This is a genomic window from Inquilinus sp. Marseille-Q2685, assembly GCF_916619195.1.
Classification (GTDB): domain Bacteria; phylum Pseudomonadota; class Alphaproteobacteria; order DSM-16000; family Inquilinaceae; genus Inquilinus.
Map to the genome: position 1 here is coordinate 133,407 of NZ_CAKAKL010000006.1, position 21,674 is coordinate 155,080.

Annotated in this window: 23 protein-coding genes and 2 riboswitches; of the genes, 9 read left to right on the forward strand and 14 right to left on the reverse strand. The window is 72.3% G+C overall.

The window, feature by feature from the left end; all coding sequences use genetic code 11:
* Nucleotides 1–75 precede the first annotated feature (75 nt).
* The 6 genes from rplS to LG391_RS24560 all read right to left on the reverse strand — a co-directional run bounded on the left by rplS (nt 76) and on the right by LG391_RS24560 (nt 4,468).
* On the reverse strand, nt 76–465 hold the full coding sequence (gene rplS / locus LG391_RS24535) for a 50S ribosomal protein L19 (RefSeq protein WP_225770680.1): 390 nt from the start codon (nt 463–465) through the stop codon (nt 76–78).
* Nucleotides 462–1,301 carry a tRNA (guanosine(37)-N1)-methyltransferase TrmD gene (gene trmD / locus LG391_RS24540; protein ID WP_225770681.1) on the reverse strand — a complete coding sequence of 280 codons (840 nt, stop codon included), beginning with the start codon at nt 1,299–1,301 and terminating at the stop codon, nt 462–464. The genes rplS and trmD overlap by 4 nt, the downstream gene beginning before the upstream one ends.
* Nucleotides 1,276–1,839 (reverse strand): ribosome maturation factor RimM, encoded by a 564-nt coding sequence (gene rimM, locus LG391_RS24545; protein WP_225770682.1) that lies wholly within the window; start codon nt 1,837–1,839, stop codon nt 1,276–1,278. Before rimM ends, trmD begins: the two co-directional genes overlap by 26 nt.
* Before the next feature lie 57 nt (nt 1,840–1,896).
* Entirely contained in the window at nt 1,897–2,265 is a 369-nt protein-coding gene (gene rpsP, locus LG391_RS24550) for a 30S ribosomal protein S16 (protein WP_225770683.1), read from the reverse strand.
* Between the two features lie 66 nt (nt 2,266–2,331).
* The gene (gene ffh, locus LG391_RS24555; protein ID WP_225770684.1) at nt 2,332–3,729 is read right to left on the reverse strand and encodes a signal recognition particle protein; all 1,398 of its coding nucleotides are present in this window, start codon (nt 3,727–3,729) and stop codon (nt 2,332–2,334) included.
* A gap of 157 nt (nt 3,730–3,886) precedes the next feature.
* Nucleotides 3,887–4,468: a GNAT family N-acetyltransferase gene (locus LG391_RS24560; protein WP_225770685.1), complete on the reverse strand. Its 582-nt coding sequence runs from the start codon at nt 4,466–4,468 to the stop codon at nt 3,887–3,889.
* Nucleotides 4,469–4,560: 92 nt separating this feature from the next.
* Nucleotides 4,561–4,755: riboswitch (cobalamin riboswitch) on the reverse strand.
* Nucleotides 4,756–4,852: 97 nt separating this feature from the next.
* Between LG391_RS24560 and dapF the strand changes: the two genes are divergently transcribed.
* Nucleotides 4,853–5,692 carry a diaminopimelate epimerase gene (gene dapF / locus LG391_RS24565; protein ID WP_225770686.1) on the forward strand — a complete coding sequence of 280 codons (840 nt, stop codon included), beginning with the start codon at nt 4,853–4,855 and terminating at the stop codon, nt 5,690–5,692.
* Between the two features lie 4 nt (nt 5,693–5,696).
* On the opposite strand, the gene LG391_RS24570 is transcribed toward dapF, so the two are convergent.
* The 5 genes from LG391_RS24570 to thiO all read right to left on the reverse strand — a co-directional run bounded on the left by LG391_RS24570 (nt 5,697) and on the right by thiO (nt 9,731).
* Entirely contained in the window at nt 5,697–6,836 is a 1,140-nt protein-coding gene (locus LG391_RS24570; RefSeq protein ID WP_225770687.1) for a hypothetical protein, read from the reverse strand.
* A gap of 62 nt (nt 6,837–6,898) precedes the next feature.
* On the reverse strand, nt 6,899–7,525 hold the full coding sequence (locus tag LG391_RS24575; RefSeq protein ID WP_225770688.1) for a thiamine phosphate synthase: 627 nt from the start codon (nt 7,523–7,525) through the stop codon (nt 6,899–6,901).
* Between the two features lie 7 nt (nt 7,526–7,532).
* On the reverse strand, nt 7,533–8,303 hold the full coding sequence (locus tag LG391_RS24580) for a thiazole synthase (RefSeq protein WP_225770689.1): 771 nt from the start codon (nt 8,301–8,303) through the stop codon (nt 7,533–7,535).
* Nucleotides 8,304–8,316: 13 nt separating this feature from the next.
* Nucleotides 8,317–8,532, reverse strand: a complete 216-nt coding sequence (thiS, locus tag LG391_RS24585; RefSeq protein WP_225770690.1) for a sulfur carrier protein ThiS — start codon at nt 8,530–8,532, stop codon at nt 8,317–8,319.
* Nucleotides 8,529–9,731, reverse strand: coding sequence for a glycine oxidase ThiO (thiO, locus tag LG391_RS24590; protein ID WP_225770691.1), 1,203 nt, complete (start codon nt 9,729–9,731; stop codon nt 8,529–8,531). The genes thiS and thiO overlap by 4 nt, the downstream gene beginning before the upstream one ends.
* Nucleotides 9,722–9,820: riboswitch (TPP riboswitch) on the reverse strand. (Overlaps the previous gene by 10 nt.)
* 131 nt (nt 9,821–9,951) lie before the next feature.
* Between thiO and ftsY the strand changes: the two genes are divergently transcribed.
* The 6 genes from ftsY to LG391_RS24620 all read left to right on the forward strand — a co-directional run bounded on the left by ftsY (nt 9,952) and on the right by LG391_RS24620 (nt 18,018).
* Nucleotides 9,952–10,899, forward strand: a complete 948-nt coding sequence (gene ftsY / locus LG391_RS24595; RefSeq protein WP_225770692.1) for a signal recognition particle-docking protein FtsY — start codon at nt 9,952–9,954, stop codon at nt 10,897–10,899.
* Nucleotides 10,896–12,359 carry an AMP nucleosidase gene (locus LG391_RS24600; protein WP_225770693.1) on the forward strand — a complete coding sequence of 488 codons (1,464 nt, stop codon included), beginning with the start codon at nt 10,896–10,898 and terminating at the stop codon, nt 12,357–12,359. Before ftsY ends, LG391_RS24600 begins: the two co-directional genes overlap by 4 nt.
* Nucleotides 12,360–12,393: 34 nt before the next feature.
* Complete coding sequence (locus tag LG391_RS24605) at nt 12,394–14,208, forward strand: NUDIX hydrolase (RefSeq protein ID WP_225770694.1); 1,815 nt, start codon at nt 12,394–12,396, stop codon at nt 14,206–14,208.
* Nucleotides 14,205–14,930: an SDR family oxidoreductase gene (locus LG391_RS24610; protein WP_225770695.1), complete on the forward strand. Its 726-nt coding sequence runs from the start codon at nt 14,205–14,207 to the stop codon at nt 14,928–14,930. The genes LG391_RS24605 and LG391_RS24610 overlap by 4 nt, the downstream gene beginning before the upstream one ends.
* Before the next feature lie 134 nt (nt 14,931–15,064).
* The gene (locus tag LG391_RS24615; RefSeq protein ID WP_225770696.1) at nt 15,065–17,302 is read left to right on the forward strand and encodes a tol-pal system YbgF family protein; all 2,238 of its coding nucleotides are present in this window, start codon (nt 15,065–15,067) and stop codon (nt 17,300–17,302) included.
* 2 nt (nt 17,303–17,304) lie between these two features.
* A complete protein-coding gene (locus LG391_RS24620; protein WP_225770903.1) occupies nt 17,305–18,018 on the forward strand; it encodes a DUF3142 domain-containing protein in 714 nt (237 codons plus the stop codon).
* A 99-nt stretch (nt 18,019–18,117) separates the two neighbouring features.
* Here the strand turns inward: LG391_RS24620 and LG391_RS24625 are convergent, their stop codons facing one another.
* Complete coding sequence (locus LG391_RS24625; RefSeq protein ID WP_225770697.1) at nt 18,118–18,606, reverse strand: GNAT family N-acetyltransferase; 489 nt, start codon at nt 18,604–18,606, stop codon at nt 18,118–18,120.
* Nucleotides 18,607–18,660: 54 nt separating this feature from the next.
* Between LG391_RS24625 and LG391_RS24630 the strand changes: the two genes are divergently transcribed.
* Nucleotides 18,661–19,722 carry an ElyC/SanA/YdcF family protein gene (locus tag LG391_RS24630; protein ID WP_225770698.1) on the forward strand — a complete coding sequence of 354 codons (1,062 nt, stop codon included), beginning with the start codon at nt 18,661–18,663 and terminating at the stop codon, nt 19,720–19,722.
* A 17-nt stretch (nt 19,723–19,739) separates the two neighbouring features.
* Nucleotides 19,740–20,633, forward strand: coding sequence for a DMT family transporter (locus tag LG391_RS24635; protein WP_225770699.1), 894 nt, complete (start codon nt 19,740–19,742; stop codon nt 20,631–20,633).
* 3 nt (nt 20,634–20,636) lie between these two features.
* Here LG391_RS24635 and LG391_RS24640 read toward each other — a convergent pair whose 3' ends face one another.
* Nucleotides 20,637–21,071, reverse strand: a complete 435-nt coding sequence (locus LG391_RS24640) for a cupin domain-containing protein (RefSeq protein WP_225770700.1) — start codon at nt 21,069–21,071, stop codon at nt 20,637–20,639.
* Nucleotides 21,068–21,670, reverse strand: coding sequence for a glutathione S-transferase (locus LG391_RS24645; protein ID WP_225770701.1), 603 nt, complete (start codon nt 21,668–21,670; stop codon nt 21,068–21,070). Before LG391_RS24645 ends, LG391_RS24640 begins: the two co-directional genes overlap by 4 nt.
* Nucleotides 21,671–21,674 lie beyond the last annotated feature (4 nt).

A 21,674-nucleotide genomic window follows, 5' to 3' on the forward strand; every position in this document is an offset into this window, starting at 1 on the left:
TGGGGATGCCGCATGCGAAAAGGGCCGGCGCGCGGCGCCGGCCCTCGATCGGACCCGATGGATGCGGGCGGGCGATCAGCCCTCCTGCTGCTCCTGCTGGGGCTTGTTGTCCCGGCGCTCGGTGATGCGCGCGGCCTTGCCGCGGCGGTCGCGCAGGTAATACAGCTTGGCGCGGCGGACGGCGCCGCGGCGGACGACCTCGATCGAGTCGATGCGCGGGCTGTACAGCGGGAAGACGCGCTCGACGCCCTCGCCATAGCTGATCTTGCGGACGGTGAAGTGGCTGTTCAGGCCGGCGTTCTTGCGGCCGATGCAGACGCCCTCATAGGCCTGGACGCGCTCGCGCGTGCCCTCGATGACCTTGACGTTCACCTTGACGGTGTCGCCGGGCTGGAAATCCGGGATCTTGCGGTCGGCGGTCAGCTTGTCGACCTGCTCCTGCTCGATCGTCTGAATGATGTTCATGGCTCTCGTCCTTCTTGTTCCTTGGTGTCTCTACGTCGGTCTCGGCCCGGGCGCTTTCGGACGTGGCTCCCGCCGCCTTCGGCCCTTTCGGGATTCGCGGCGAGGTATCGCTGCCAGAGGTCCGGGCGTCGCTCCCGGGTGATGCTTTCCGCCTGTTCCAGCCGCCAGCGCCGCACCTTCGCATGGTCGCCGGAGACCAGGATCTCCGGCACCGCGCGGGATGCGCCATCGGCGCCCGTCCACAGGGCCGGCCGGGTGTAGTGCGGGTACTCCAGGAGACCCGCCCCGAACTCGGCCCCGAAACTCTCCTCCCCGGCGCTCTCCGCGTTGCCCATGACGCCGGGGAGCAGGCGCACCACGGCATCGATCAGGGCCAGCGCGGCGATCTCGCCGCCGGACAGGATGAAATCGCCCAGGCTGACCTCCTCCGCCCCCTGGGCGTCGAGAAGCCGCTGGTCGACCCCTTCGTACCGGCCGCAGAGCAGGACGACCGCCGGCTCCGCCGCCAGCTCCCGCACCAGCGCCTGATCGAGCAGCCGGCCGCGGGGGCTCAGATAGATCAGCCGCTCCCCCGGGCGGCGGACCGCCTGCACGGCGTCGTCCAGAACCTGGGGAAGCATGACCATGCCGGCGCCGCCCCCAAAGGGGGCGTCGTCGACCGAGCGGTGCTTATCGCGCGCGAAGCCGCGAATGTCCACCGATTCCAGCACCCAGTCGCCGCGCGCCAGCGCTTTTCCGGCCAGGGACTGGCCGAGCGGGCCCGGAAACATTTCCGGAAACAGCGTCAGGACGCGGGTGGTCCAAGGCATCTCAGGCCCCAGTCCCGGCGTCGTCATCCTCGCCCTCTTCCGGCGGCCGCTCCGCCGGTTCCAGCAGACCGGCCGGCGGGTCGACGACGATGCGGCGGCCGGCGATGTCGACCACCGGCACCGCGGCCCGGGTGAAGGGCATCATGACGGCCCCTGCCCCCTGCCGCGCGATCTCCAGCATCTCGCCGGCGCCGAAGTCGAACACAGCGCGCACCGTGCCGAAGGCCGATCCGTCCGCCAGCACCGCCGGCAGGCCGATCAGGTCGGCATGGTAGAACTCGTCCTCTTCCGTCTCCGGCAGCGCGGCGCGGTCGACATAGAGGCGCAGGCCGCGCAGCGCGTCGGCCGCGTCGCGATCGGCGACGCCCTCCACCCGCACGATCCACTGGTCCTTGGCCCAGGACAGCAGCTGCAGGGCGAAGCGCCGCGCCCCGGCCTCGTCCGAGACCGGGCCGTAGGCGGTCAGGTCCTCAGGGGCGGCGGTGAAGGGCTTGACCTTCACCAGGCCGCGGACGCCGTGCGCCCCGGTGATCTGGCCGACGCAGACCTTGGAGGATGGAGCCATAGCGGGCGGTCCGGCGGACGCCCCTCACCCCGCGTGGGGAAAGGGCGCCCGGTCGGATCAGGCCTCGGCCGGAGCCTCGGCGGCCGCGGCGGCGGCCTCGGCCGCAGCCTTGGCGCGCTCCTGGGCCTTCGCCTTCGGGGCCGACTTCGACGGGGTCTCGCGGTACTTCGGCATCGGCGCCAGCTCGGCCTGGCCGAGGAACTTGGCGACGCGCTCGGTCGGCTGGGCGCCGACCGACAGCCAATGCTTGATGCGCTCGGCCTTCAGGACCAGGCGCTCCGGATGATCCTTCTCCAGCATCGGGTTGTAGGTGCCGACCTTCTCGATGAAGCGGCCGTCGCGCGGGCTGCGCGTGTCGGCGATCACGATCGAGTAGAACGGGCGCTTCTTGGCGCCGCCGCGGGTCAGGCGGATCTTGACGGACATTGACGTACTCTCCTCAGGTCAAACTCTAGAATTCTCGAAACTCACGAAGAACGGCCGGGGCCGCTCCTACATCTTGAAGCCGGGCGGCAGCATGCCGGGCGGCAGCTTGGGCATGCCGCGCATCATCCCGGCCTTCCCCAGCTTCTTCATCCGCTTCATCATGTCGGCCATCTGCTGGTGCTGCTTCAGCAGCTTGTTCACGTCCTGCACCGAGGTGCCGGAGCCGGCGGCGATCCGCACCTTGCGCTTGGCGTGGATGATCTTGGGGTTGCGGCGCTCGACCGGCGTCATCGAGGAGATGATCGCCTCCTGCCGCTTGATCATCTTGTCGTCCAGGCCGGCGGTCTTCATCTGGTCCTTGATCTTGCCGACGCCGGGCAGCATGCCCATCAGCCCCTGCAGACCGCCCATCTTGCGCATCTGGCGCAGCTGCGAGGCCAAGTCCTCCAGGTCGAACTCGCCCTTCTGGATCTTGGCCGCGAGCTTCTCGGCGTCCTCCTTCTCGATCGTCTGCGCCGCGCGCTCGACCAGGCTGACGACGTCGCCCATGCCGAGGATGCGGTTGGCGATGCGGTCGGGATGGAACAGCTCCAGCGCATCCATCTTCTCGCCCATGCCGATCAGCTTGATCGGCTGGCCGGTGACGGCGCGCATCGACAGGGCGGCGCCGCCGCGGCTGTCGCCGTCGACACGGGTCAGGACGATGCCGGTGACGCCGACCCGCTCATGGAAGGTGCGGGCGACGTTGACCGCGTCCTGGCCGGTCATGGCGTCGGCCACCAGCAGGGTCTCGGTGGGCTTGGTGGCGTCGCGGATCGCCACCACCTCGGCCATCAGCTCCTCGTCGATGGCGAGGCGGCCGGCGGTGTCGAGCATGACGACGTCGAAGCCTTCGAGCCGGCCGCGCTCCATGGCGCGGCGGGCGATGGCCAGCGGCTCCTGCCCCGGGATGATCGGCAGGGTGGTGACGCCGATCTGCTCGCCCAGGATCTTCAGCTGCTCCTGCGCCGCCGGGCGCCGCGTGTCGAGCGACGCCATCAGGACCTTCTTGTTGTCCCGCCTCTTCAGGCGCAGCGCGATCTTGCCGGTGGTGGTGGTCTTGCCCGAGCCCTGCAATCCCACCATCAGCACCGGCACCGGCGGCACGGCGATCAGGTTGATCGGGGTGGCGGCGTTGAGGTCGGGCGCCTCGCCCGCGGTGCCGCCCAGCATCTCGACCAGGCAGTCATGGACGATCTTGATGACCTGCTGGCCGGGGGTGACCGAGCGCAGCACCTCCGCGCCCACCGCCCGCTCACGCGCCTTGTCGATGAAGTCCTTGACCACCGGCAGGGCGACATCGGCCTCGAGCAGCGCCACGCGCACCTCGCGCATGGCGGCGCCGACATCGGCCTCCGTCAGCGCGCCGCGCTTGCGAAGCCGGTCGAAGATGTCGCCGAGACGGCCGCTCAGACCTTCGAACATGATCGCCCTTCGAATTGCGCGACCCCAAACGGAAAAGCGCCAGTGCGCGACACTCGCGGACTGGCGGCACCCCGTGGGGTCTCGCTGCGGGCCCATCCCGCAGCGCCGGGTCTTCTAGACGGGCGGGGCCGCGGAGTCAATGCGGCCCCGCCGACGGTCAGTCCTTCTCCCGGCGCAGCACCAGGATAAAGCCGTCCTCGCCCGGCAGACCGCGGCCGGATTCGGAGGGGACGGCGTCGCCGCCCGAGGCCGGCGGCGGCTCGGTTCGGTTCAGGAAGGACTCCATGGCGGCCACCGGCCAGCGCCAGATCGTCTTGTCCTGCGGCGCCGCGCCGATGCCGTCGTAGAGCCGGCGGGCCCCGGCATTGTCCGACGCCATCTCCCAGCGCACCCGCATCGCCTGCGACACGCCGATATCGGCCAGGGCCCGCATCAGCTGCCGGGCGACGCCGCGGCCGCGCGCCCGCTCGCGGACATAGACGTCGTCGACCCGGATGAAGTCGCCCCCGGTCCAGACCGAATAGTCGATGGTGTAGGTGACGTAGCCGACCACGCCGCTGCCGTCCTCGGCGATCAGGCCGCGGAAGCGCGGCGGCGCCTCGGCCAGCGCCTCGTCGAGGTCGGCGCGCTGCGCCGTCATCGCCGCCGCATCGCCGGCGAACGCCGCCAGCTCGCGCAGCATGTCGAGCAGCATCGGCACATCCGCGGCCACCAGCGGCCGCACGGTCAGATCGGACACCACAGCATCTCCCGCCTTCGGCGAGGGGTCGCGGGAGGAGGCCGGCCGGACAGGTGCCGCCCGACGCGCCGCCCGGGGACACCCCGCCCCGTCACACGCATACTCTCGACGGCAGGTCTCCTGGCTCGCGGGTCGTCGCCGCACGCCCCCTTCCCGGGGTCAGCCGGTGGCTTCGGGCGCGGGCTCGCCGCCTACAGTTGCGGGGGCAGCGCCGGCCTTGCCCGACAGGCTCACCGGCTTCCCTTTTCACCCCGGTTCCCCGGGGCACCGTCGGCCGCCATGCTAGCCGCCGGCCCTCGCCCTGTCGATCACGCAGGGCTCCGCCCTCGCGTCCGGAGGCCGGTTGATGCCATATGAGAGCGGGAGAGACCTTGGGAGCGGGCAATGGACGGCCTGCCGTTCTGGAAGATGCACGGGCTGGGCAACGACTTCGTCGTGCTGGACGCACGCGAGCGGCCGATCGCGATCCATCCCGACCAGGCGCGCCGCATCGCCGACCGGCACCGCGGCGTCGGCTTCGACCAACTGCTGGTGATCGAGCCGGCGCAGACCGCGGGCGCCGACGTGTTCATGCGCATCCTCAATGCCGACGGCACCGAATCGGGCGCCTGCGGCAACGGCACGCGCTGTGTCGCCGCCCTGGTCATGGCCGACAGCGGTGTGGACAAGGCCGTGATCGAGACCCGCGGCGGCCTGCTGGAATGCCGCGGCGCCCCCCAGGGCGGCGTCACGGTCGACATGGGCCCGGCCCGGCTGGGCTGGCAGGACATCCCGCTGGCGCATGAGGCCGACACGCTGCACCTGCCGGTGTCCTCCGGCGCGCTGTCGGACGGGGTCGGCGTGTCCATGGGCAACCCGCACGCCGTGTTCTTCGTGCCGGATGCCGAGAAGGTGCAGATCGACGGCGTCGGGCCGGTGCTGGAGCACGACCCGCTGTTCCCCGAGCGCGCCAATATCGGCGTGGTCCAGATGCTGGCCCGCGACCGGCTGCGCTACCGGGTGTGGGAGCGCGGCGTCGGCGTCACCCAGGCCTGCGGCAGCGGCGCCTGCGCCGCCGCCGTGGCCGCGGTGCGCCGCGGCCTGGCCGAGCGCACCGCCTGGGTCGAGCTGGACGGCGGCACGCTCTTGATCGAATGGCGCGAGAGCGACGGCCATGTGCTGATGACCGGCCCGGCCGAGACCAGCTTCGCCGGCATCCTCTCGCGCGACCTGCTGGACGGCTGACCGCTCAACGGGCGGCAAGGCAGGCGGCCCGGCACGCCCACCACACGCCGGTGATCAGGCCGAGCAGCAGCAGCCGCAGCCAGTACACCAGGGCGAAGACGAACCCGATCGCGCCGAACAGCACGGTGGCGGTGAGGTCGGCCAGCCGCCGGGACCAGCGGATCGTCGCCTTCACCGTGGTCAGCGCGCCGCGTTTCAGCACCTTGAACACGGCCAGGGTGCGGTCGCCCATCACCGCCGACACCGCGTCGATGCGGCGCAGGTCCGGCACGTCGTCGACATAGCGCAGCAGCTCGACCGACTGCGCCGGGCCGACCCGGTCGGCCACCCTGCCCGCGGCGCCGACGGCCTCGTCCAGCCCGTCCAGGCGGTCGCGGCGGATCGCGGCGGCGAAGACCGCGCCGGGCCGCATCACCGTGTCCTGCCAGCCGGCCTCCCGCACCTGCCGGCGCAGCGCCGGGAAATCGACCACGTCGGCCACCATCCGGCCGAGGCGCTCGGCGAAGCGCGCCGACAGCCGGCCCGTCCGCCGCGCGATCTTGAACACCGACACCGCGCCGCGCGGCAGGGCCGCGGCCCCGCCGGAGCCCCAGGTCGCCGCGGTCAGGGTCAGCCCGATGCCCGACAGGCCCAGCGCCAGCTCGTCCACCGGGTCGCCGCCGCCGAAATGCCAGAGCTCGCGGCCGATGTCGCGCAGGTCGCCGACGAAGGTCATGTCGGCGGCGAAGGCGCCGGCCAGGCCGGAGAGGCCGTGGCCCTCCCCTGTCACGGCGCCGGCAACCGCCTGCCGGGCAGCCCGGGCCGCGCTGCTGGTCGTGGAGGTCTCGTCCTCGTACCGCTCCCGCCATTCCGGCCTGACCGGGTATCCCGTCATCCCGGCCACCTTCAGCCAGACTGCGGCCCCGTCGATGTCGTCCTCGGCGAAGGCCGTGGCGAGCCCGGCATCGATCTGTTCCGGCGAGGTCCCGGCCCGGGTCCAGGCGGTCAGCGCGGCCTCGACCTCCTGCGCCTCCGGCGTCCGGGCCAGCTCGGCCTGGACGAGCTCCATCAGCGGAATGGCGGCGCGCAGGGCGAGGACCAGCCCGATCAGCCCCGGGACCGTGATCAGGAGGAATTCCAGGACGCGCAGCGGCCGCAGCTTCATGGAGTCGGGATACTCATCCGGCCCCGACCTATAGCATGGCGGGCAGGCCTCCCGACAGGCGGTCAGGCCAGGCCGCCGCGGAGCGCCGCGAGATGGGCACGGATCGCGACGGTGGGATCACCCGCCCGCATCACCCCGCCCATCACCGCGACTCCGGCGAAGCCGACGGCCATGAGCCCCGGCACCAGCCCTGGCTCGACCCCGCCGAGGGCGATCACCCGGCCGGGATGGCGGCGCGCGACGACGCCGGCTTCCGCCAGGGACAGGATGGGTTCGTAACCCGGCTTGCTCGCGGTCGGCGCCAGGGGTCCGAGGGTGACGTAGTCGGCCCCGGCCGCGACCGCGGCGTCGACCTCGTCGCCCGAATGGCAGGAGGCGCCGATCAGGGCGGAGGGACCGAGCCGCCGCCGGGCCGCGGCGGGGTCGCCGCCGGCGGCGAGGTGCAGCCCGTCGGCCTCGGCGGCCGCGTCGGGATCGGCATGGACGGTCACGACTGCGCCGACCGGCCGGGCCAGGGCCCGCAGCCGATGCAGCAGGGCGAAGCGCTCTGTCGCCGACAGGTCCTTCTCGCGCAGGCTGACCCAGCGGCAGCCGGCGACCAGCGCATCCGCCACCACGCCGGCCAGCGGCCGTGCCGCCTGGCGCCGATCGGTGATCAGCAGCAGCGGCGGCGACGGCAGCCCGGTCATGAGCCCATCACGTCCCGATCAGGCCGAGCTGCGGGCTGGAGGGGTCGGCCAGGCGGCGCTTCGGGATCCGGCCGGCCAGAGAGGCCAGCCGCCCGCCTTCGACCCCCGCGGCCATGGCCCGGGCCATGCGCACCGGGTCGCGCGCCTTCGCCACGGCGGTCGACAGCAGCACGGCGGAGCAGCCGAGCTCCATCGCCAGCGCCGCGTCCGAGGCGGTGCCGATGCCGGCATCCAGCACCACCGGCACCTGGATCCGGCTGCAGATCATCTCGATCGCATGCGGGTTGGAGATGCCGAGGCCGGAGCCGATCGGCGAGCCGAGCGGCATCACCGCGGCGCAGCCGGCATCGGCCAGGCGCATGCAGGTGACGAGGTCGTCGTTGCAGTAGGGCAGCACCACGAAGCCGTCGCGCACCAGCTCCTCCGCCGCCTCGACCAGCTGGGCGACGTCCGGGTACTGGGTCTCGCGGTCGCCGATCAGTTCCAGCTTCAGCCAATTGGTGCCCAGCGCCTCGCGCGCCAGCTGCGCCGTCAGGATCGCATCCCGCTTGGTCATGCAGCCGGCGGTGTTGGGCAAGAGGCGCCAGCGGTCGCCGACCAGGTCGACCAGGCTCTCGGCATAGCCTTCCAGGCTGATCCGGCGGATCGAGGCGGTGACGACCTCGGCCCCCGAGGCCTCGATCGAATCGAGCATCACCTGGCGGTTCGGATAGCCGGCGGTGCCGATGAACAGGCGCGAGCGCAGCGCCACGCCGGCGATGATGAAGGGGTCCTGCATCTCGGTACTCTCCTCAGCCGCCCTGGAACGGGCGGACGATCTCGACCCGGTCGCCGGCCGCCAGGCGATGCTCCGGCCAGCGGGCGCGCGGCAGCACGGCGTCGTTGAGTGCCACGGCGGTGCCGCGCGCCGCCGGGTCGATGCCCTTGGCCAGCAGCAGGTCGAGCACGCTGAGCCCGGCCACGGCCTCCGCCTCTCCGTTCACATTGACGGTCCCTGGCACGCTCATTGCGCCGCCTCCGCGATCCGGGTGAAGCGGTCGATCCGGAACGGCTCCGCCGCCTCCGGCAGGCGGCCGTCGAGGATGGTGCCGGCCACCGCCTCGACCGTCGCCGGCAGCAACAGGATGCCGTTGCGGTGATGGCCGGTGGCGAAGACCAGCCCCTCGATCGCCGAGGGGCCGAGCACCGGCGCGTCGTCGCGGCTGCCGGGGCGCAGCCCGGCCCAGCTCTCGATCAGCGGCAGCTCCTCGATCCCCGGCAGGGCCCGCCAGGCGGCGTCGAGCAGCGACAGCATGCCGCCGGCGGTGACGGTGGTGTCGAAGCCGCGCTCCTCCACCGTGGCGCCGACGATCAGCCGGCCGTCCAGCCGCGGCACCAGATAGGCCTTGCCGGCCCACAGCACATGGCGCAGCAGCGGCGCCGCCGGGTCCATCTGCAGCGCCAGCATCTGGCCCTTCACCGGCCGCACCGGCGGCAGCGCCTCACGCGGGATCCCCGGGATGCCGCCCGACCAGGCGCCGGCGGCCAGCACCACGGCATCGGCCGAAAGCACCTCGCCGGCCACCACCACGCCGCCGGCGCGGCCGTGGTCCAGGATGACGGACTCGACCGCCGCATGGTCGTGCAGCCCGCCGCCGGCGCGGCGCAGCGCCTCGGCCAGGGCCGGGACCAGCCACCGGTTGTCGACCTGATGGTCGGCCGGGCTGTGCACCGCGGCGGCGAGGCCGGGCCGCAGCATCGGCTCGCGCCGCAGCAGCTCGGCGCCGGTCAGCCAGTTCAGCTCGACCCCGAGCTTCGCCTGGTAATCGGCGGAGAAGCGCAGCTCCGCCGCGTCGTCGCGGGTCAGGGCCACGGCCAGCGTGCCCTCGTCGCGATAGCCCACGGGCCGGGCCGACGCGGCCTCGACCTCCCGGGCGAAGCCGGGCCAGAGCTCCTGGGCGCGGCGGCACAAGCCGAACAGCGCCTCCTCCCCCGGCTCGGCCTCGAGCCCGGCGGCGAGCATGCCGGCGGCGGCCCAGCTGGCCTCGCGTCCGACCGGCCCGCGGTCATAGACGTCGACGGGGCAGCCGGCGCGGGCCAGGCGCCAGCCGATGGCCAGGCCGTTGACCCCGGCGCCGATGACGGCGACGCGCGGTCTTGCGCCGCGCAAAGGCGTCGGGCCGACGGAGTCGGCCTGCAAAAGGGACGGAATCGGAATGCCGGTCATCTCAGGCTCCCTCCGCTGGCATGATCCAGGTCAGGTTCGATGGGTATGATCTCAGCCCGCCATGACGACGGGCACCCCAGCCGATGCCGCCATTTCAGTCCCGGAGGCGGGCGGGTTGCAACCCCTTTTTTGTGACCCGCCCCAGGGCACCCCTGCCCCGCGCCCGGCCGACTTACGGAGGTCACACACGGCGTGTTAAGAAGCGCGCATGACAGACCCGATGACCGATAACGGCGCAGGGGCGCCAAAAAAAGGGTGGTTCACCCGACTGAAGGAGGGGCTCTCGCGCTCCTCCGCCAAGCTGACCGAAGGCATCACCAGCATCTTCACCAAGCGCAAGCTGGACGATGCGACGCTGGAGGAGCTGGAGGAGCTGCTGATCCAGGCCGATCTGGGCCCGGCCACCGCCGCCAAGCTGACCGCCGAGCTGGCCCGGACCCGCTTCGGCAAGGAGGTGTCGGGCGACGAGGTCCGGCGCGCCTTGGCCGACCATGTGGCGCAGATCCTGCGCCCGGTGGCCAGGCCCCTGACCCTTTCGCCCGGCCGGAAGCCGCAGGTGGTACTGGTGGTCGGGGTGAACGGCACCGGCAAGACCACGACCATCGGCAAGCTGGCCAAGCAGTGGCGGGAGGAAGGCCGCTCCGTGATGATCGCGGCCGGCGACACCTTCCGCGCCGCCGCGGTGCATCAGCTGCAGGTCTGGGGCGAGCGCTCCGGCTGCCCGGTGGTCACGGCCAATCCCGGCGCCGACGCCGCCGGCCTGGCCTTCGACGCGCTGACCCGGGCCCGGGCCGAGGGCCGCGACGTGCTGCTGATCGACACCGCCGGCCGGCTGCAGAACAAGGACAATCTGATGGCCGAGCTGGCCAAGATCGTCCGCGTGCTGAAGAAGATCGACCCCGAGGCGCCGCACGACGTGCTGCTGGTGCTGGACGCCACCACCGGCCAGAACGCGCACAGCCAGGTCGAGGTGTTCCGCGACATGGTCTCGGTCACCGGCCTGATCCTGACCAAGCTGGACGGCAGCGCCCGCGGCGGCGTTCTGGTGGCGCTGGCCGAGCGCTTCGGCCTGCCGGTGCACGCGATCGGCGTCGGCGAGAGCATCGACGACCTGCGACCCTTCGACGCCGACCAGTTCGGCCGGTCGCTGATGGGAGTCGAGGCATGAGCAAGACCGCCCAGACCTTCGCCCCCGAGCAGTTCCGCGACGCGGCCGAGGCGGTGGCCCGGCTGCACGCGATCTACGACGCCAACACCGGCCTGCTGCGTGACGCCTTCCGCGCCTATTCCCGCGGCGAGGAGCCGGCGAGGCGGGTGCGCGCCTGCTATCCCTACCTCACGGTCCGGGTGGAGGATTTCAGCCGGGCCGACACGCGCCTGTCCTACGGCTTCGTCGACCGGCCGGGCACCTTCTCCACCACCATCACCCGGCCGTCGCTGTTCCACCGCTACCTGACCGAGCAGATCGGCCAGCTGATCCACAATCACCACGTCCCGGTCGAGGTCGGGGTCAGCGACACGCCGATCCCGATCCATTTCGCCTTCCCCGACGGCATGCATGTCGAGGGCGACCTGACCCGCGAGCGCATGCTGCACATGCGGGCGGTGTTCGACCTGCCGGACCTGGCGATGATGGACGACAGCATCGTCAACGGCACTGCCGTGATCCCGCCGGACGAGCCGCACCCGCTGGCCCTGTTCACGGCGCCGCGGGCGGATTATTCGCTGTTCCGGCTGAAGCACTACACCGCCACCGGCTGCGAGCACTTCCAGAACTTCGTCCTGTTCACGAACTACCAATTCTACATCGACGAGTTCATCCGCATCGCTTATGAGCTGATGCAGGGTGACGGTGGCGGCTACGACGCCTTCATCGAGCCGGGCGACCGCGTCACCATGCCCGGCGGGCGGGCCCGCGGCACCCCGGCGGCGCGGCTGCCGCAGATGCCGGCCTACCACCTGACCCGGCCGGACCATTCCGGCATCACCATGGTCAACATCGGCGTCGGCCCGTCCAACGCCAAGACCATCACCGACCACATCGCGGTGCTGCGGCCGCATGCCTGGATCATGCTGGGCCATTGCGCCGGCCTCAGGAACACCCAGAAGCTGGGCGACTACGTCCTGGCCCACGGCTATGTCCGCGAGGATCATGTGCTGGACGCCGACCTGCCGGTCTGGGTGCCGGTGCCGGCCCTGGCCGAGATCCAGGTGGCGCTGGAGCGCGCGGTCGGCGAGATCACCGGCCTTTCCGGCTACGGACTGAAGAGCGTGATGCGCACCGGCACGGTCGCCACCATCGACAACCGCAACTGGGAGCTGCGCGACTATCGCGAGCCGGTGCAGCGCTTCAGCCAGAGCCGCGCCATCGCGCTGGACATGGAGAGCGCGACCATCGCCGCCAACGGCTTCCGCTTCCGGGTGCCCTACGGCACGCTGCTCTGCGTCTCCGACAAGCCGCTGCACGGCGAGCTGAAGCTGCCCGGCATGGCCGACGCCTTCTACAAGCAGCAGGTCGGTCAGCACCTGCAGATCGGCATCCGCGCCATGGAGCGGCTGCGCGAGCTGGGCCTGGAGCAGCTGCACAGCCGCAAGCTGCGCAGCTTCGCCGAAGTGGCGTTCCAGTAGGCCGATGCCGGAGGACAGCCGCACCGCATCCCACATGGATCGGCCGAAGATCGGGGTCGGCGCCGTGGTCTGGCGCGACGACAGGCTGCTGCTGATCCAGCGCGGCAAGGCGCCCCAGGCCGGGCAGTGGAGCATCCCCGGCGGCAGCCAGGAGCTGGGCGAGACCCTGTTCGAGGCGGCGCTGCGCGAGACCCGCGAGGAGGCCGGGGTCGAGGCCGAGGCCATCGGCATCGTCACCGCGGTCGATTCGATCCACCGCGACGCCGAGGGCGGGGTCGAGTGGCACTACACCATCATCGACGTCGAGGCCGAGTGGCGGTCGGGCGAGCCGGTGGCCGGCGACGACGCCGCCCAGGCGCGCTGGGCGACGCTGGAGGAGGCCGACAACCTGATCGAATGGCCGGAGCTGCGGCGGGTGCTGCACCTGTCGGCCCGGCAGCGGGCGCAGCGCCGGCGCGGCCCCGGGCCGGTGCGGCTGAAGCCGCGGCCGGACCTGATGCGGCTGATGCGCACGCCCCTGGGCCGGCTGGTGGCGCGGCCCTGGTTCGACGGCATGTCGCTGGCCCTGCTGCGCGGCTGGTTCCTGCCGGCCTCGCGCAGCCTGGCCGCGGCCATCGTTTCCGACGGCGACCTGCGCCGCTTCTGCGCCGAGCTGGCGATCCCGCCCGACGCGCTGGGCAAGCGGCCGGTCTGGCTGGGTCGGACCCTGCGCGACGTCGCCCGCCTGGCCGAGCAGCACCGCCAGGCCGAGGCGGAGTGGCAGCGCCTGCTGTTCTCCACCACCGCGCCCCTGGCCGATGCGGTGGCGGCGGAGGAGGCGCGCCTCGATGCCGCCTCGGCCCTGACCACCAGCCGGCTGCGCTTCGCGCTGTTCGGCAACAACCGCAAGATCCCGGCCTGCCGCTGGGCGATCCCGACCGAGGACGAGGTCGAGGCCCGGCACGGCGCCCGGCTGGCCGATCCGGAGAACGCCTACCGGCTGCCCGAGCGGATGCCGGCCGTCGCCGAGACCCGGCGGCTGCCGAGCGAGCTGGGCACCGACCACTGGCTGACCTTCCCGACGCCCGACCCGGCGGCGGAGAGCCCGTGCTGGGCCCGGGTGTTCACCCCGAGCGACGCGGTCGACCCGCCGACGGTGATCCACCTGCACGGCGTCTGCATGGAGCCGGACCATCTGCGCGGGCCGCTGAGCGAGATCGAATCCCTGGTCCGCCGCGGCCTCCGCGTGGTGCTGGTGGAGGCGCCCTGGCACGGGAGGCGCAAGCGGCCGGGCACCTATGCCGGCGAGCCGATGGTGGCGTCGACGCCGCTCGGCGCGCTGGACCACCTGTCGGCGGCGGTGCGCGAGGTCGGCATCCTGACCCGCTGGGCCCGGCAGACCAGCCGCGGCACGGTGGGCTGGAGCGGCATCAGCTTCGGCGCCCTGACGGCGCAGCTGGCCGCCGCCCATTGCGGCGGCTGGCCGGCCGCCTGCCGGCCGGACGCGCTGCTGCTGTTCACCACGTCCGAGGGAATCGAGGAGATCGCGCTCGGCGGCTCCTTCGCCCGCGCCTTCGGTCTGGACCGCGCCCTGACCGCGGCCGGCTGGACCGAGACGGCGCTGAGCCGCTGGCGCCCGCTGACCGATCCGGTCGAGCGGCCGCAGATGGACACCGGCAACGTCTTCATGGTGCTGGGCAGCAAGGACGACGTCACCCCCTTCGCCGGCGGCCAGGCGATCGCCCGGCGCTGGGGCGTGCCCGAGGCCCAGGTCCACATCCGGCCGCAGGGCCATTTCTCGGTGCCGGCCGGGCTGATGGTCGACGGCGCGCCGATCGCCGATTTCGCCGAGAGGCTGCTGTCGCTATGAGCCTCCTGATCGTCACCGGCGGCGGCCGCGGCATCGGCGCCGCCATCGCCCGCCGGGCGGCGCGGGACGGCTGGGCGGTCTGCGTCAACTATCGCGCCGACGCCGCCGCGGCCGAGGCGGTGGTCGCGGAGATCGCCGGCGCCGGCGGCCGGGCGGTCGCCCTGCCCGCCGACGTATCGCGCGAGGACGAGATCCGGGCGCTGTTCGACCGGGCCGAGGCCGCCTTCGGGCCGGTGCAGGGGCTGGTCAACAACGCCGGCATCACCGGCCGCAACGGCGTTCTGGCGGATCTGGAGGCCGAGACGTTGCGCCGGGTGGTCGACGTCAACCTGGTCGGCCCGATCCTGTGCGCGCGGGAGGCGGTGCGCCGCTTTCGCGCCGCCGGGACGAAGGGCGCGATCGTCAGCCTGTCCTCGATCGCGGCGCAGACTGGCAGCCCGGGCGAATACGTCCACTATGCCGCGACCAAGGGCGCGATCGAGAGCTTCACCATCGGCCTGGGCCGCGAGCTGGCGGCCGAGGGCATCCGGGTCAACGCCGTGTCGCCGGGCATGATCCGCACCGAGATCCATGCGCCGGGACGGCTGGAGCGGGTGACGGCGCGGATCCCCGCCGGCCGGCCGGGCGAGCCGGAGGAGATCGCCGAGGCGGTGGCCTGGCTGCTGTCGGACGCCGCGCGCTATGCCACCGCCACGGTGCTGAAGGTAGCGGGCGGCGTCTGACGTCGCCTCGCGCCGGCCAAGATTTCGCCGCCAGCCCTGGGCAGGATCGACACCTGTCCGATCGGGCCCTGATCTGATACTGGACGATCGGACGGAGATGATTCCCACGGTCGCGGCGTGGCGAGGGAGGAACGATGATCCGGCGCGGTTTGCTTCCGATGGTGCTGCTGCTCGGCGGCGTCGGCATCCAGGCGGCCCAGGCGAGCGGCGATTTCGGCTGCTCGGTGATGTGGTCGCTGAAGCAGGACGGGCTCGACGGCTGCAACAACCTGCCCTTCCTCACCCCTGCCAACGACAGCCGGGTCAATCTGCGCCTGCTGCGGGCCGACCAGGGGCTGGCGCCGATCCCGGACGGCCCGCCGTCGGAATACGACCGCGAGATGGGCTATGCGCTGGTGCCGTTCCCGCTCGAGCGGCTGGCCCCGCAGGAGGAGACGCCGGCGGAGGCGCCCGCCGGCGGCGCCGAAAGCGGCGGCGCGGCCGTGGTCGAGACCCCGCCCGCCGCCGATCCCGACCGGACGGCGGTGGCGGAGCTGGCCCAGAAAATCGGCGTGCCGCCCGAGGCCGTGTCCTCCGCCGCCGCGGACAGCAGCGCCAACCTGTTCGCCACCGGCGAGGGCAGCCGCTGCGCCAGCAACGACGATGCGGCGGCGCGGGCCTTCCTGCAGCAGCTGGTCGGCAGCGTCGAGCTGCCCGCGTCCGAGCGCTTGTCCCTGGCCCGCGCGCGCCTGGCCATGCTGGGCAACTGCAGCTGGGACGAGGCGAAGCGGGCCGGCCTGGTGCCCGCCGATATGCAGTCGGCCCCGGGCAAGCAGTTCGCCGGCTATCTGCGCGGCGCGGTCGCCTTCTATGCCGGCGACTTCCCGCAGGCGACCGAGGCGTTCAAGGCGCTGGAGGGCAGCGGTCAGCCCTGGCTCGAGGAGACGGCGCGCTACATGGAAGCGCGCACCCTGTTGAACCAGGCACAGCAGAACGCCTTCGACGAGATGGGCTATCCCAAGCTGGAGAATGTCGACCGCACCGTTCTGGCGGATTCGGAGAAGGCGTTCGAGGCCTATCTCCAGGCCTATCCGAACGGCCTGTACACCGCCTCGGCCCGCGGCCTGTTGCGCCGGATCTACTGGCTGGGCAACGATCCGACCCGGCTGGCCGCCGCCTATGCCGAGCTGCTAGGCAAGACCCCGGCCGACGCCGACGCGCTGCAGGCGCTGGTGCAGGAGACCGACAACAAGCTGCTGGTGCCGATGCGCAGCGCCGATGTCACCGACCCGACGCTGCTGGCGGTGATGGACCTGATGATGCTGCGCGACAAGGGCATCGACGTCCGTGGCGACGGCGGCCCGATCATGGATCTGCAGGCGCTGGAGGAGCAGAAGCCGCGTTTCGCCGACCGGCCGGAGCTGCACGCCTACCTCGTCGCCGTCTATCAGTTCTACGTCGCCCAGTCCCCGGACGAGACGCTGAAGAGCCTGCCGGACACGGTGCCGGCCGGCCCGATGAGCAATCTCGAGTTCAGCCGCCAGACGCTGCGCGGCTTCGCGCTCGAGGCCAAGGGCGACTGGGCCGGGGCGCAGGCGCTGTGGCTGCAGCTGATCCCGCTGGCCAGGCCGCTGCAGCGCGCCCAGCTGGAGCTGGCGCTGGCCATGAATTACGAGCGCAGCGGCAAGCTGGCGGCGGTGTTCGAGCCGGGATCGCCGATCAAGACGCCGGAGATCCGCCGGATCCTGCTGCGCAACCTGGCCGGGCAGGCGCTGCTGCGCCAGCAGGCCAAGGCGGCGGACGCGACGGAGGAAGAGCGCCGCACCGCCCTGTTCACGCTGCTGTACAAGGACCTGATGCGCGGCCACTACCACGGCTTCGGCACCGATCTGGCGCTGCTGCCCGACCCGCTGCCGGAGGACCCGTCCGTGCCCTGGGACCAGTCCCTGACCCTGTTCCATTGGGACGGCGCCTCGGCCGAATCCGACTACACCTGCCCGTCGATCCGCGAGATCGCGGCGACGCTGCAGCGCGATGCCGGCAATCCGCAGGGGCTGAACTGCCTGGGCGAGTTCATCCTGCGCAACGGCCTGGACTTCTACGCCCTGGACAGCCAGCCGGACGACACGCAGCTGGGCGGCACCGCCACCCAGTTCCCGGGCAAGCCCTATTCCCGGCTGGACGGCTACATGCATGTGATGGCCGACAGCAAGGCCGGCCGCAACGACCGCGCCTATGCCCTATACCGCGCCATCAACTGCTTCGCGCCGAGCCAGAACAACGGCTGCGGCCACCAGGAGATCCCGCAGAACCAGCGCAAGCAGTGGTTCCAGACGCTGAAGTCGCGCTACGGCAACACGGTCTGGGCGAAGACCCTGAAATACTATTGGTGACGATGCGCGGCCTGGCGCTCCTGGCCGCGGTGCTGCTGCTGGCGGCACAGCCGGCCAGCGCCACGGTGGACGCGACGGAGCACGACGCCTTCTGGCTGTGGGCGGGGGTGCAGCCGCCGCCGGTGCTGGCCCAGGCCCGGACCCTCTACATCCTGCAGGGCCAGATCGATCCGCCGCCGCGCGGCGGCCCCGGCCCCGCCCGGATGATCGCCCAGGGCATCGCCGTGCCGCGGCTGCGCCAGGGCGAGGTCTGGCTGGCCTACCGCGCCCACACGCTGCGCTGGCCGCCGCAGATCCTGCCAACCATCCTGGCCCAGGCCCGGCGCTGGAAACAGGCCGGCAACCCGGTGATCGGCATCCAGATCGACTTCGACGCCCGCACCCGCCACCTGCAGGAATACGCGACCTTCCTGCGCGGGCTGCGGGCGCAGCTGCCGCCCGAATATCGGCTGAGCATCACAGGGCTGATGGACTGGGGCAGCAATGCCGACCCGGAGGCGATCAACCAGTTGCAGGGGGTGGTGGACGAGGTTGTGGTGCAGACCTATCAGGGGCGGCGCACGATCCCGAACTACCGCGCCTACCTGCCGCGCATCGCCCGGCTGACCCTGCCCTTCAGGATCGGGCTGGTGCAGGACGGCGAGTGGGAGGCGCCGGGCAGCCTGGCCGACAGCCCCTGGTTCCGCGGCTATGTGGTCTTTCTCCTCAAACCCTGACTCTCATCCCTGTCATTGCCGGGCTTGACCCGGCAATCCAGAGAGCGTCGAGACCTTCTGGATGCCCGGGTCAAGCCCGGGCATGACAGCAAGGGGATTTCAGCCCTTTCGCGACTGCCGATAAGCGTCCAGGTCCAGCGTCATCTCCACCAGGTCCATGCCGGGGGCGAAGCCGTCCGGCACCTGCCGAGTCTGGACGAAGCCGTGGCGGGCGAAGAAGCCGCAGCTGTGCTGCGTCGTCTCGATCGCCACCGACCGGAAGGCCGGGTCGGCGGCGATGCGGGCGAGTCGTTCGGTCAGCAGCGCCGTGCCCAGCCCGGTCCGGTGCCGGTCGCCGCGCACCATGCCCCAGCACAGCACCGCGACCGAGGGATCGCCCTCGGCGGCCTCGTAGCCGCCGCAGCCCACCGCCCCCCCCGCCGCATCCTGCAGCACGAAATACGGGCCACTCAGCGCGTCGAGGAAGTCGATGAAATCCTGCCGCTCCTGCGCCGCGAAGAAGCGCGGCACGTTGCTGTCGAAGAGGGCGAGGCCGAGGGCCCGGTCCTCCGGCCGCCACGGGCGGATACGAACACCGTCATCGGTCATGGGCGATTCTCCGGGCCGCGAATCTAGCGTATGAACCGGCCACGGAGGGGCTTCATGACACAGACACGCACGATCCGCCGCATCGCCTGCGGCCTGGCCCTGCTGGGCGCCCTGGCGGGACCGGCCCTGGCTTATGACGACGCCACCGAGGCCCGCATCCGGACCCTGGTCGAGACCGGCATGCAGTACTACTGGTCCGGCGGCGACGTGAAGAAGGCCGAGGCGGAGGTGTTCAAGGGCATCACCCTGCACGGCCGCTACGACGTGGTCGAGCAGGCCTTCGCCGAGGCCTCGTCCCTGGCGCCGGAGCGGCTGGATTTCCGCTACGCCGTCGCCTCGACCCAGGTCATCCAGAAGAAGATCCCGGAGGCCGAGGCGACCTACCGGGAGATCACCCGGCACGACCCGCGCGCCACCGACGCCTATGCCTGGCTGGCGGCGCTGGCCCGGGTGCGCGGCGACGCCGACGCCGCGGCGCTGGCCGACATCGCCCTGGCCGGGCTCGATCGCCCGCTGGCCGAGCGGTACCGCGCCCGCTTCGCCCGCACCGAGGCGATCCTGGCCGACCCGCCGACCACCGCGGTCCCGGCGCTGCCGGGCAGGCCGGTGATCCTGGTGCTGGGCTATGCCCTGGCCAAGGACGGCACCATGCAGCCGACGCTGCTGGACCGGCTGGACGTGGCGCTGAAGGCGGCGCAGGCCAACCCCACGGCCCGGCTGATCGTCACCGGCGGCCAGCCCCAGGCCGGGGTGACCGAGGCCGATCTGATGACCCGCTGGCTGGTGGAGAAGGGCGTGGACCGCGACCGCATCATCGGCGAGGACAAGGCCAAGGACACGGTCGGCAACGGGCTGAACGCGGCCTCGCTGATCAAGCGCCATGGCGGCGACGCCGTGATCCTGGTGACCAGCGCCAGCCATATGCGCCGCGCGCGGGTGGTGGTCGAGGAGGCGCTGGCCCAGTACGGGCTGACCCTCGCCGTGCTGCCGGCGATCGCGCTCGACGCGCCGTCGCTGGAGGAGGCGGCGAAGGTTGGCCCCGACGAGCGGCTGGTGGTTTATCGCGACCTGATGCGCACCTCCGGGCTGTGGGCCTATCCCGGCCTCCAACAGTAGGGCTGCAGCGAACGCCCATGTCCCCCGACCTTGCCGCCGTCCGGCGGGCCACGCTGATCGGCGGCACCGCCGTGCTGATGTGGGCGACGCTCGCGTTGCTCGCCACCTGGTCGCGCGCCATCCCGCCGTTCCAGCTGACCGGCATGGCCTTCGCCGTCGCCTTCCTGATCGGGCTCGGCTGGATGGCGCTGCAGGGCCGGCCGCCGCTGGAAGCCGCCCGGCAGCGGCCGGCGGTCTGGCTGCTCGGCGTCGGCGGGCTGTTCGGCTATCACCTCGTCTTCTTCATGGCGCTGCGCCTGGCGCCGCCGGTCGAGGCCAACCTGATCAACTACGCCTGGCCGCTGCTGATCGTGCTGTTCTCGGCCCTGCTGCCAGGCGAGCGGCTGCGCTGGTGGCATGTCGCCGGGGCGGCGCTGGGGCTGCTCGGAGTCGTGGTGCTGATCGGAGGAAGAGGCGTTGCCTTCGAGCCGCGCTTCGCCCTGGGCTACGGCGCCGCCATGCTGTCGGCGATGATCTGGGCCGGCTATTCGGTGCTGAGCCGGCGGATCGGCGCGGTGCCGACCGAGACGGTCGGCTGGTTCTGCGGCGGCACCGCCCTCTTGTCCCTGCTGTGCCACCTGGCGCTGGAGGAGACGGTGGTGCCGGACGCCGCCGGCTGGGCCGCGGTGGCGGGGCTGGGCCTGGGGCCGGTCGGCCTGGCCTTCTTCGTCTGGGACCATGGGGTGAAGCGCGGCGACATCCGCGCCCTGGGCGCCTTCGCCTATGCCGCGCCGCTCCTGTCGACCCTGCTGCTGATCGCCTTCGGCCAGGGTGCCCTGACCCCGTCGGTCGGCGGCGCCTGCGCCCTGATCGTCGGCGGCGCGATCCTGGCCGGGCGCGACCTCTGGGCCCGGCGGCCGGCGAGCGCCTGAGGCCTATCCCAGCTCCGGCCGCCAGCCGGGCGGGGCCAGGGTGAAGCCTTCGAAGCGGAAGGCCGGGGCGACGACGCAGCTGACCAGGGTCCAGTCGCCCAGGCTGCGCGCCGCCTGCCAGTGCCCTTCCGGCACCACGCCCTGGAAGCGATCGCCGGCCAGGAGATCCGGGCCGAGGCGCAGCACCTCGCCGGCCTGCCCGGTCTCGGCGATCGACAGCTCCAGCGGCGCGCCGGCCTGCCAGATCCAGATCTCCGGCGCGTCCACGGCGTGCCAGTGCGACACCTCGCCGGCCCGCAGCAGGAAGTGGATCAGCGAGGCCCGGCCGCGGCCGCCCTCCGGCGGCGGGTCGCGCCACAGCTCGACATAATGCCCGCCCTCGGGGTGGGGCTTCATGCCGAGCTTGGCGATGATCGCTTCCGGCGTCATCGTGCTCATGCCTGGGCGATGGTCGCGATGTAGGACGGGCGCTCGGCGAAGCCCGCATGCCAGGCGGCGAGGCGCGGATGGGTCCCGCGCCAGCCCCAGTCGGCGAAGCGCAGGTCGAGATAGCCGAGGGCGCAGGCGGCGCCGATCGTGCCGATGGTCAGCGGCCCGTCGAGCTCCGCCGCATCGGCCTCCATCCGGTCGAGCGCGGTCCGGATCTTGGCCTTCTGCCGCTCGATCCAGGGCTCGTGCTGCTTCTCGGCCGGGCGCAGCGTCAGCTCGTAGCGGATCAGGAGGGCCGCGTCCTGCAGCCCGTCGGCCAGCGCCAGCCAGCGCAGGGCCTGCCAGCGGGCCGGGCCGGAGGCGGGGAACAGCTTCGGCCCGTCATGCAGCGTGTCGAGATACTCGCAGATCACCGGGCTGTCGTAGAGCGGGCCGAACTCGGTCTCCAAGACCGGGATCTTGTTCAGCGGGTTGCGGGCCGACAGGCCGCTGGCCGGGTCCTCGGTGCTGGTCGGCACCGCCTCGATCCGGTCCTGCAGGCCGGTCTCGATGGCGGCGATGCGGACCTTGCGGGCGAAGGGCGAGAACGGGCTGTAGAGGAGCTTCATGATC

Excerpts from the sequence above, each read along its gene's own strand:
- LG391_RS24580 (WP_225770689.1), bottom strand. The coding sequence starts at position 8,303 with ATGCAGGACCCCTTCATCATCGCCGGCGTGGCGCTGCGCTCGCGCCTG.
- thiS (WP_225770690.1), bottom strand. The coding sequence starts at position 8,532 with ATGAGCGTGCCAGGGACCGTCAATGTGAACGGAGAGGCGGAGGCCGTG.
- rpsP (WP_225770683.1), bottom strand. The coding sequence starts at position 2,265 with ATGTCCGTCAAGATCCGCCTGACCCGCGGCGGCGCCAAGAAGCGCCCG.
- ftsY (WP_225770692.1), top strand. The coding sequence starts at position 9,952 with ATGACCGATAACGGCGCAGGGGCGCCAAAAAAAGGGTGGTTCACCCGA.
- trmD (WP_225770681.1), bottom strand. The coding sequence starts at position 1,301 with ATGACGACGCCGGGACTGGGGCCTGAGATGCCTTGGACCACCCGCGTC.
- LG391_RS24640 (WP_225770700.1), bottom strand. The coding sequence starts at position 21,071 with ATGAGCACGATGACGCCGGAAGCGATCATCGCCAAGCTCGGCATGAAG.
- dapF (WP_225770686.1), top strand. The coding sequence starts at position 4,853 with ATGGACGGCCTGCCGTTCTGGAAGATGCACGGGCTGGGCAACGACTTC.
- LG391_RS24630 (WP_225770698.1), top strand. The coding sequence starts at position 18,661 with ATGACACAGACACGCACGATCCGCCGCATCGCCTGCGGCCTGGCCCTG.
- LG391_RS24635 (WP_225770699.1), top strand. The coding sequence starts at position 19,740 with ATGTCCCCCGACCTTGCCGCCGTCCGGCGGGCCACGCTGATCGGCGGC.
- rimM (WP_225770682.1), bottom strand. The coding sequence starts at position 1,839 with ATGGCTCCATCCTCCAAGGTCTGCGTCGGCCAGATCACCGGGGCGCAC.
- LG391_RS24610 (WP_225770695.1), top strand. The coding sequence starts at position 14,205 with ATGAGCCTCCTGATCGTCACCGGCGGCGGCCGCGGCATCGGCGCCGCC.
- thiO (WP_225770691.1), bottom strand. The coding sequence starts at position 9,731 with ATGACCGGCATTCCGATTCCGTCCCTTTTGCAGGCCGACTCCGTCGGC.
- rplS (WP_225770680.1), bottom strand. The coding sequence starts at position 465 with ATGAACATCATTCAGACGATCGAGCAGGAGCAGGTCGACAAGCTGACC.
- LG391_RS24645 (WP_225770701.1), bottom strand. The coding sequence starts at position 21,670 with ATGAAGCTCCTCTACAGCCCGTTCTCGCCCTTCGCCCGCAAGGTCCGC.
- LG391_RS24620 (WP_225770903.1), top strand. The coding sequence starts at position 17,305 with ATGCGCGGCCTGGCGCTCCTGGCCGCGGTGCTGCTGCTGGCGGCACAG.
- LG391_RS24625 (WP_225770697.1), bottom strand. The coding sequence starts at position 18,606 with ATGACCGATGACGGTGTTCGTATCCGCCCGTGGCGGCCGGAGGACCGG.
- ffh (WP_225770684.1), bottom strand. The coding sequence starts at position 3,729 with ATGTTCGAAGGTCTGAGCGGCCGTCTCGGCGACATCTTCGACCGGCTT.
- LG391_RS24570 (WP_225770687.1), bottom strand. The coding sequence starts at position 6,836 with ATGAAGCTGCGGCCGCTGCGCGTCCTGGAATTCCTCCTGATCACGGTC.
- LG391_RS24600 (WP_225770693.1), top strand. The coding sequence starts at position 10,896 with ATGAGCAAGACCGCCCAGACCTTCGCCCCCGAGCAGTTCCGCGACGCG.
- LG391_RS24575 (WP_225770688.1), bottom strand. The coding sequence starts at position 7,525 with ATGACCGGGCTGCCGTCGCCGCCGCTGCTGCTGATCACCGATCGGCGC.
- LG391_RS24605 (WP_225770694.1), top strand. The coding sequence starts at position 12,394 with ATGGATCGGCCGAAGATCGGGGTCGGCGCCGTGGTCTGGCGCGACGAC.
- LG391_RS24615 (WP_225770696.1), top strand. The coding sequence starts at position 15,065 with ATGATCCGGCGCGGTTTGCTTCCGATGGTGCTGCTGCTCGGCGGCGTC.